The 9,312-nt window shown below is 65.6% G+C and carries 7 protein-coding genes; all 7 read left to right on the plus strand.

The features are described 5' to 3' along the window. Window positions 1–275, plus strand: a 275-nt coding sequence (gene lptC / locus JSV65_13980; protein ID UCH33663.1) for an LPS export ABC transporter periplasmic protein LptC, incomplete at its 5' end; no start/stop codon positions are given. Window positions 276–319: 44 nt separating this feature from the next. Beyond that, window positions 320–889: a hypothetical protein gene (locus JSV65_13985; protein ID UCH33664.1), complete on the plus strand. Its 570-nt coding sequence runs from the start codon at window positions 320–322 to the stop codon at window positions 887–889. Window positions 890–959: 70 nt separating this feature from the next. Next, window positions 960–1,694, plus strand: coding sequence for an LPS export ABC transporter ATP-binding protein (lptB, locus tag JSV65_13990; GenBank protein UCH33665.1), 735 nt, complete (start codon window positions 960–962; stop codon window positions 1,692–1,694). A gap of 144 nt (window positions 1,695–1,838) precedes the next feature. Continuing rightward, window positions 1,839–3,365 carry a long-chain fatty acid--CoA ligase gene (locus tag JSV65_13995; GenBank protein ID UCH33666.1) on the plus strand — a complete coding sequence of 509 codons (1,527 nt, stop codon included), beginning with the start codon at window positions 1,839–1,841 and terminating at the stop codon, window positions 3,363–3,365. Between the two features lie 144 nt (window positions 3,366–3,509). Further along, complete coding sequence (locus tag JSV65_14000; GenBank protein ID UCH33667.1) at window positions 3,510–4,160, plus strand: histidine phosphatase family protein; 651 nt, start codon at window positions 3,510–3,512, stop codon at window positions 4,158–4,160. A gap of 79 nt (window positions 4,161–4,239) precedes the next feature. Continuing rightward, window positions 4,240–7,581: a hypothetical protein gene (locus JSV65_14005; GenBank protein ID UCH33668.1), complete on the plus strand. Its 3,342-nt coding sequence runs from the start codon at window positions 4,240–4,242 to the stop codon at window positions 7,579–7,581. Beyond that, on the plus strand, window positions 7,578–9,312 hold a 1,735-nt coding region (locus JSV65_14010; GenBank protein ID UCH33669.1), incomplete at its 3' end, for a DUF4838 domain-containing protein. The genes JSV65_14005 and JSV65_14010, both read left to right, overlap by 4 nt.

The raw sequence follows: 9,312 nt of genomic DNA on the forward strand, positions 1-9,312 counted from the left end.
AGGCGCCCACGGTGGTTGCCGATATGGGCGAGCGCCGAGTGGTACTCGAGGGAGGGGTCGTTGCGCGATCGCGCGTCACCCGGACATCGCTGCGTGCCGACAAGGTGGAATGGAAGGCGGATGAGGAAGAGGTCTACGCGAGCGGCAACGTGAAATACGTTCGAGGCGATTTCGTGCTGACCGGGCCTCGCCTGCGGAGCGATCTGGCTCTGAAGCGGGTGCGTTTGGAAGGGGGCGTCAAGATGCAGGCCGTGGAGCCGTTCAAGGCGAAATAGGCCCGTGAATGGAAGCACAAGGTGTCGTGATGGCGAGGGTAAGCGTGAGACAAGCGGTCCGCATGGCGGTGTCGGTCCTAGGGGCGGCGCTCTTGGTGGCGGGGGTGCTGTTGACCTCTCCCACGTACGGCGCGGGCGAGAAGCAGCCTCACATGCAGCAGCGCAAAGTAGTCGCAACCGGAGCCGTGGCGGAACTGGATTCGGCGAACAACACCCTGCTGCTGAGCGGCGGGGCGAAGCTGGCGACCAACGAGGGGACGATTGCCAGCCGGGAGATTCAGGCCCGCCTTGGCGAGGGCAACACCGTCGAGACGGCTGAGGCCCGGGGCGACGTCACGATGGACTTCCATTACACGAGCGCGGAAGGCGTCGAGCGACTGATGAAGGCGAGTGCCGACCGCGCCGCGTACAACGCCGCGGAGCGCACCGTGCAACTTGCCGGGCACGTCACTGCTGACCTCAAGGAGCCGGCGAGCCAGCGCGAGGTCAAGATGACGGCAGACGAGATCACGTTCTGGATAGACGAGGGCCGGTTGCGTATCCGCCCGGCGGAACTGGTCTTTACGGAGGCGGTGCCGGCGCAGCCCGAGTCCGCGCCCGGCGAGGCGAAGTGAGCGACCACCGTCCGCGCGGGTCGTCGCTCGCCGTAGACGCCTGGGCTTCCCCGCAGACGCAGACACTGGCATGGCCAAAGCCGATATAAAGCTGGTCACCGAAGAGCTGGTAAAGATCTACCGGCGGCGCCGCGTGGTGGACGGGGTGAGCTTGGAGGTGAAGCCGGGCGAGATCGTCGGGCTGCTTGTGCCGAACGGGGCCGGCAAGACGACGACGTTCTACATGGTAGTTGGCTTGGTGCGGCCTGATGGCGGCGGCGTGCGCCTGGACGGGCGCGACATCGGGCGGGTTCCGATGTACCGCCGCGCGCGCATGGGTATCGGCTATCTGTCGCAGGAGCCGTCAATCTTTCGCAAGCTGTCCGTGGAAGACAACCTGCGGGCGGTGCTCGAGATGCAGGCGACCCCTCACGGAGAGCGCGAGGATCGCATCAACCGGCTGCTCGACGAGCTTCACATCGCCGACCTGCGCAACAGCATGGCGTACGTTCTGTCCGGCGGGGAACGGCGCCGGGTCGAGATCGCGCGGGCGCTGGCCACGGATCCGACATTCATCCTGCTCGACGAGCCCTTCACCGGCATAGACCCCATCGCGATTGACGACATCCGGGATATCCTCGGATCGCTCAAGGCGCGCGGGATCGGAATCTTGCTCACCGATCACAGCGTGCGCGACACTCTCGCGGTGACGGACCGGAGCTACATCATCTACCAGGGGCGCATCCTCACGCAGGGCACGTCGAGCGAATTGCTCTCCGACCCGGTGGCCCGGAAGTTCTACCTCGGCGAGCGCTTCGAGATGTAACGGGCGCCGCGCCGCACGATCAGAGATCCGCGAGTACGATCTCCTCGTTGATGACCGAGGCCCGGGCAGAGGATTGGCTGCTCCGGGGTCAGAATCAGGCAGTACGACAAGTGGGGAACAAGCTTCGTTACGGAGGTGAGGCATATGCTTCTCGGGGAACTGACAGAGCGGCATCTCGACCGCAAGGCGGACCGGCCTGCAATCTACTTCAAAGATCAAGTCATCACATTCGCCGAGGTGGACGATCGTGTCAATAAGGTCGCCAATGCGCTGATCGCCGCCGGCATCGAAAAAGGCGACCGCGTCGCCGTGCACACCGGCAATCGGCCCGAGTTCGTCTACGCGTACTACGGTGTTGTGCGGGCGGGCGGGGTGATGATATCGCTCAACGCGATGTACAAGGCGGGCGAAGTGGAGTTCATGGCCACGGACTCCGAGGTCAAGGCAGCGATCGTCCAGGACGCGGTCTACCCGGTGTGGGAATCAATCCGCGGGCGCATACCGACCCTGCGTGATGTGTTCGTGACGGGCGCGACGCCGCCCAACACGCGTTCGTTCGACGCGGTGTTGGAGGGCGGATCTTCGAGGCGGCCGCAGGTGGATTGCGACGAAGACGACGTTGCCGTCGTCTGTTACACCGGCGGCAGCACGGGAACGCCGAAGGGCGCAATGCTGACCCACCGCAATTTCATCTCCAACGCGCAGGCCGTTATTGACCTCGAGCGATTCGCGCAAACCGATGACGACATCTCGATGCTCGTGCTGCCCATCTTCCACATCTACTGCCTCAACGTCGGCCTGGGCAGCGCGATGCAATTGGGCTATCCGACGGTGCTTGTCGAGCGTTTCGATCCCGCGCTCGTGCTGGATTTGCTGGAGAAATACCGGGTCACGGTGTTCTACGGCGCGCCGCCGATGTACGTCGCGATGAGCGCGATCGAGACCGACCGCAAGTTCGATCTCGACGCCGTCCGCATCATGCACTCCGGTGCGGCCGCGCTGCCCGTGCCCGTCCTCGAGCGGTTCGAGGCTCGTCACGGCATCATGATCACGGAAGGCTACGGCCTCACGGAGTGCTCGCCCGTGGTGTGCAGCAATGGCGCGGCGCCGGCCAACCGCGCGGGCTCCATCGGGTACCCGATCCCCGGCGTTCAGACCAAGGCGTTCGACGACGACGACAACGAAGTAGCGCCGGGGGAGGTCGGTGAGTTGGTGGTGCGCGGGCCAAATGTGTTCGCTGGCTACCTGAATAAGGAAGACGCCACGCGCGAGGCGTTCACCAGCGGCTGGTTCCACACCGGCGACATGGCGCGGATAGAAGAGGACGGGTACCACTCCATCGTTGACCGCAAGAAGGAAATGGTCAACATGAGCGGTTTCAACGTCTATCCGCGCGAGGTGGAGGAACTCCTGTACAAGCATCCGAAGATCGTCGAGGCGGCGGTGATCGGCGTGCCGGACGACTACAGCGGAGAGGCGGTCAAGGCGTTCATCGTGCCGGCTGCGGGAGAAACACTCACCGCGGAGGATGTCATACAGTACTGCCGCGACAACCTCGCGGTATACAAGGCGCCGCGACACGTCGAGTTTCGCGACGCACTGCCCAAGCTTACCGGCGGCGCCAAGATCGACAAGGTGACGTTGAAGGGGGAAGAGGCGCAGAAGGGATAGCGGTCGCCGCGCAACGGAGTTGAGGATAACGAGGCCGGCCGCCTCTGTCGGCCGGCCTCGGTGCTCGTGAGGTGAACGCCCGGCCCGCACCGGGCCGCGCCAACACCGAATTGCCGCAACATGATGCGAGATGAAGGTGGAGGAATGCCCGATAGTGACCGCACGGTCGTCTATCTGATTCGCCACGGCCAGACGGCATGGAACGTGGAGGAGGTATTCCGCGGCCGCGCCGACGTGCCGCTGGACGAACAAGGCCGGCGGCAGGCGCACGCTGTGGCTCAGGCGTTGACTAATGACGCGGTCAGCGCAGTCTATTCAAGCCCGCTGCAGCGCGCGGCGCTCACGGCCCAACCGATCGCCTCGGCGCACGGCGTCGAGACTCAGATCGAGGAGCGGCTCACCGATCTCCACTTCGGCGAGTGGGAGGGCAAGCCGCTGACCGAGGTCCGTGCGACATGGCCCGACGTGTTTGCTCGATGGGAGCGCGATCCCGGCAGCGTGACGTTCCCGGGCGGCGAGAGCTTGCCCGTCGTGCGTCGGCGCGCGCTGGCGGCGATTGAGGATATCGCCGCCCGACACGTCGGCCAGGCGGTGGCGGCCGTGTCTCACCGCGTGGTGACGAAGGTGTTGCTCTGCGCGGTGCTCGGGTTGGATGATTCCCACTTCTGGCAGATCCGCCAGGATACCGCATGCATCAATCGCATCGAACGACTGCCGGACACGTGGGTCGTGACGAGCATGAACGACGTGTGCCATCTGCGCGCCCTCTCCGCCGCGCGCCTCAGGGATTTCTGAGCGGACAAAACCTCGTCTGCGGTTTCCCTGGATGGTTCGCACCGTCGGTGCCGTCGAAGCGCCGTGAGGAGGCCTGAGCATGTGGCGAGCGATGGTGTTGTGGGCCCTCGCGCTGGTATGTACGTGGGGCGCTGGGGATGCGGCCGCGTTCCAGGACGACTTCGCCTCGTATCCCGACCTCGCGACGGGCGAGCCGGTGTGGGCGAGCGATTCGGTGATGTGGGAGATGCGCGACGGGGCTTTCGAGTGTGTCAGCCCGGGACGCAGCTTCGCGATCTACTCCGCGGCCCCTTTCGCGATTGAGCAGGACATCGAGGTGACCCTTGCCATCGCCGGGACGACCACCGACCAATGGAAGATCGCGGGCCTCGTCGTGTTCGAGGACGACGGGAACTTCTGGCATCTCGCTCTCGTGGAAAGCCCGGATGCGGACGGCGCGCGGCATTTCGTCGAGTTGGTGGAATCCTACGACGGGAGGTGGCTGTCCGAAGCCGCCGCTGAGACCAAGCTCACGGCCATCGAGCGCACTGGCTGGGACTTCCCGTGGCAATATGGTCAGTTCTATCGGCTCCGGCTGCGGCTGACCGGAGACAGGATCGAGGGAACCGTTACCGACGCGAACGGCCGGACCGTCAGCCGCATCGCCTATCGCCTGGACAACCCGCGATCGGTAGGCGCGGGATACGCCGGCCTCGACAGCGGCGGCTTCGGTTCCCGCTTCGACGATTTCCGGTTGGAGGTGAGCAAAACGAGGGAACCACCCGCGCAAGATAAAGCCGTGCCGTCGGTGGAGGTGCGTGCCTGGAGCGGGCTGCACGGCGAAGCGACCGGCTTCTTCCGCATCGCGGAACGAGACGGCCGCTGGTGGCTGTTTGACCCCGAGGGGCGCGCATTCTATATCCTGGGCACCGATCACGCGAACTACAACGTCCACTGGTGCGAGGCCCTGGGATACGCTCCCTATCACCGCAACATGGTCGAGCAGTACGGCAGCGAGGAGGCCTGGGCTGACAGCACGCTGGCGCGGCTGAAGTCGTGGGGCTTCAATACGGTGGCTGCCAACCATTCGACGTCTCTCCGCCACCGCGGCCTGGCGCACATTGACCTGCTCGGCTTCGGCACGAGCTTCGCCGCCCACGACGACATCTGCCCGCAAGTGCATTGGACCGGCTTCCCCAACGTCTTCAGCCCGAAATGGAAGGAGCACTGCCGCAAGCAAGCCCGCCAGCGCTGCGCCGCGGCGAAAGACGATCCGTGGCTCATCGGCTACTTCCTGGACAACGAGTTGGAATGGTACGGCAAGTCGTATCGCCCCTGGGGCCTGGCCGACGAGGCGTTTAAGAAACCGGCGGACCACACGGCGAAGATCGCGCTCGTTGATTTCCTGCGCGATAGATACGACGGGGATGTGGGAGCCTTCAACCACGCGTGGGGAGTCCACGTGCGCGGCTTCGAGTCTCTCCTCGGGCGGCGACGGCCGATCGGAGAGGACGGCGAAGCCGCGCGAGCGGACAAGATGGCATTCGTCCGCCTTATCGCCGAGCGTTACTTCTCCGCGTGCGCCGAAGCCATCCGGGAGTTCGATCCGAATCACCTCGTCCTGGGGTGTCGTTTCGCCGGGCAGGCCCCCGATATCTGGGATGTCGCGGGCCGGCACTGCGACATCGTCAGCGTCAACTGCTACCGCCAGGCCGATCTCAATCGAGGCGTCATCATCGGCTTCGAAGAGGATCTGCGCCGGTGGCACAGGGCGGCGCAGCGGCCGCTCATGATTACCGAGTGGAGCTTCCCCGCGCTCGACAGCGGGCTCCCCTGTGAGCACGGCGCCGGACAGCGATTCGACACGCAGCAGCAGCGCGCCGCCGCCTGGGGCATCTTCCAGGAACTCCTTTTCCGCACTCCCTATCTCGTCGGCTCCGACTACTTCATGTGGGTGGACGAGCCGGCGCTCGGCATCTCCTCCACTTTCCCCGAGGACACGAACTACGGCCTGGTCAACGAAAGAGACGAGCCCTACGCTGAACTGACCCAAACCGCACGGCGTGTGAACCGGCTCGTGTATTCGCTCCATGCGGGTCGCGTCGCCGACTTGCGGCCGATGTTCTCAGGCACGCCGCCGCGATTGCGCGTCCGCAACAACGGGCCTGCGGATGCGGAGGCGACTGTGCGCATCTGGGTTGATGGCACGCAGCGGGACATCGAAGTCGCGGTCCCCGCGGAGTCGGAGGTTGACGTCGCGCTTGATCTTCCCGCATCGCCGGGAGCGCACCTCGTGCAGTGCGTCGTGGATCCCGACGCCGCGCTCGCGGAGGGCGATCGCACCGACAATGAAGCGCACGCGGCCTGGTACGTGGCGGGTCTGCCCTGGGCGGAAGGAATCGCCGGCGACCGCGTGCCCATTGTAGTCGCCAATCCGACGGACGTGGATCTTAGCACAGCGCTGGTGCAGGCATCCGGCCGCGGCTTGAGCGGCTTGAGGCGAGCCTGGACGCCGGAAGCCGGGTGGCTCCCTTGCTGGCCCGACTCCGAGACCGGCGGGGTGCTGTTGACGCTGCCCGAACTCCCGGCGCATGCGGCGGCAGCGATCTTTCTTCATTCCACATCGAACGACGGTGATCCGACGAGCACTGGCACGGGCCAGGACGGATTCGTTACGATTTCACCGGGTGGGGAGGGGGAGGCGGCGGCGGCGGCGCTGTTCGTGGACGATGAGCGCGTGGGACGTCTTGTGCCTCTGATCTGGCAGCGCACGCCCGAGGACCGCTGGGTGCAGCCCCAGCTGGAAACGTGCGAGGTACGCGAGTTCGGCCCGGTGGTGCACATACGCGCGACCCTGGGGCATCGGGGGCGCAATGCCGACGGAGTCATTGGCCGTCACGACCAGCCCGGCGAGCGGCTCGACGCGCCGCGGGCGTTTGCCTGCGGGTATTCGCTCCTGTGGGTGCGCGGCCGTCCGTGGTTCACGGCGCGGCGGGAGTGGGTGCGCAGCGACGACGAACAACCCTGGGAGTGCCCGGCGTACTTCCACTACCTGCTGCCCGATTTCGAGGCGGAGGTCGCAGGGCCGGACGTGCCGGGCTACTACCGGCCCTTCGCCGCGTGGAGGGATGGGAAGTCGGGCACCGCGATCGGCGCCATGGGCGTGGTGCCCGGCGAGTTTAACGTGTACTTCTGGAAGGACGAGCGCGGAGGCCTGCACCCCGATGCTCGTCGCGATGTTGCCTGGCGGTTCACGAAGAACAACCTGTTCGACGAAGCGCAGCCCAGGATTGTCATCTTTGCCGCGAAGGGCGAAGAGGCGCGCGAAGCGTCGTCGGCAATCTGGCGTCAGGCGCGAGCGGAACGGATGCTGGAGACGATCGTCGCGCCCGTCGAACGGCACGCGCCGCCTCGGGCAGTCACCGAAGGAGGGAACCGATGAGGGCAATTTCGATCTGCGCGGTGATGTTGTTGTTGACGGGAGCCATCGCTTGCGCCGATGTGACCTTGGTGCGCGAGGGAAAAGCCGTCGCGCAAATCGTCGCCGTTGGCGAAGCCGCGCAAGCGCCCGCCGAGGAACTGCAGCTCTACGTCGAGCGCATCAGCGGAGCGAAGCTTGATGTCGTCGCGCCCGCGCAGGCGCCGTCGTCGGGAGCGATCTTCGTCGGCGCGGCGGCTGATTTCGCCGGGTTGCCGTTCGAGGTCGCACTCGGCCCGCACGCCTTCGCGCGCAAGACCGCAGGAGCGAATCTGTACCTCGTGGGCGCGGACGAGAATGGCGTCGCATACGCTGTCTGCGACTTGCTGGAGGAGTTCGGCTGCCGCTGGTTCATGCCTGGGGAGATCGGGGAGGTCGTGCCGCAGGCGGAGACGATCGTCGCCGCCGAGTGCGACATCGTCGAGAGCCCGGCCTTCGAGTCACGGCAGATGTGGTATGCATGGGGCGCCGCGACACCCGAGGGCGGTGCGCGCCTCGCCGACTGGCAGCGGCACAACAAGGTGGGCTGGCTCCCATTCAGCCACGGCCACAACTTCGCGGGCACGGTGCGCCCGGACATATACTTTGAGAAACACCCCGAATACTACGCGCTCGTCCGCGGCGAGCGTCGCATCAGCCAGCTCTGTACCATGAACCCGGATGTCGTGCGCATCGCGACCGAGGTGGCCAATCGCTACTTCAACGAGAACCCGGAGTACATCTCCTATTCGCTGTGCCCGGACGACAACTCCAGCTTTTGCGAGTGCCCGCGTTGCACGGCGCTCGATGTCGAGATGGACCCGCATCTCGAGGGCAAGCCCAATGTCACCGACCGTCTCATGGTGTTCTGGAACGCGGTCGCGGAAGGGGTGTGGAAGGAGCACCCAGGCAAGCGCGTGGCCATCTACGCCTACATCAACCACACGCTGCCGCCGAAGCGCGGGAAGGTGCACCCCGGCGTGATGCCGGTCGTGACAACGAGCGTGTTCTGCCCCATCCATTCCGTGGCGGACAAGCAGTGCGAGAGCCGGCAGGAGCTGCGCGAAATCCTCGATGCCTGGACCGACATGGCCGAGCACGTCTACATCTACGAGTACGATCCGATCCCCGGCTATGCCGAGCTGCCGTGCCCCCTCTACGGCGCGCACGGCCGCTCGATGAAGGCGTACCGCGACCTCGGCATCAAGGGCTTTTCGTTCGAAACGCACCAGTCCTGGGCGACAACCTTTCCGAACTTCTACATGCTCGCCCGCCTGATGTGGAATCCGGACGAGGATCCGGAGGCAATTCTGGACGAGATGTGCGACAAGTTTTTCGGCGCTGCGGCGGCGCACATGCGCCGCTACTATCGGGCCCTAGGGCGCGCCTTTGCGCCGACCTCTCCGCACACCACGTGGGGCAGCAAGGGCCTCCAGGACGTTCCCGCTATCTGGACCTCAGAGATCGTGCGCGAATGTCGCGCCGCGCTTGACGAAGCCTCGGCTGCCGCGGACGACGACATGATCCGCAAGCGCGTCGAGATGGTTAATCTGGGCCTGCGGTATCTTGAAGCCTTCCGCACCATGCAGCAGGGCCCGACGGGCGACTACGACGCCGCCGTGGCGGCTGCTGACCGCTGCGGCAGCCTCATTGACCGCATGTTCGCGATCAGCGACGACTACATCGTGGCGCACGACGCCCACAACCGGACGGATG

This window comes from Armatimonadota bacterium (genome assembly GCA_020354555.1).
Lineage (GTDB): Bacteria > Armatimonadota > Hebobacteria.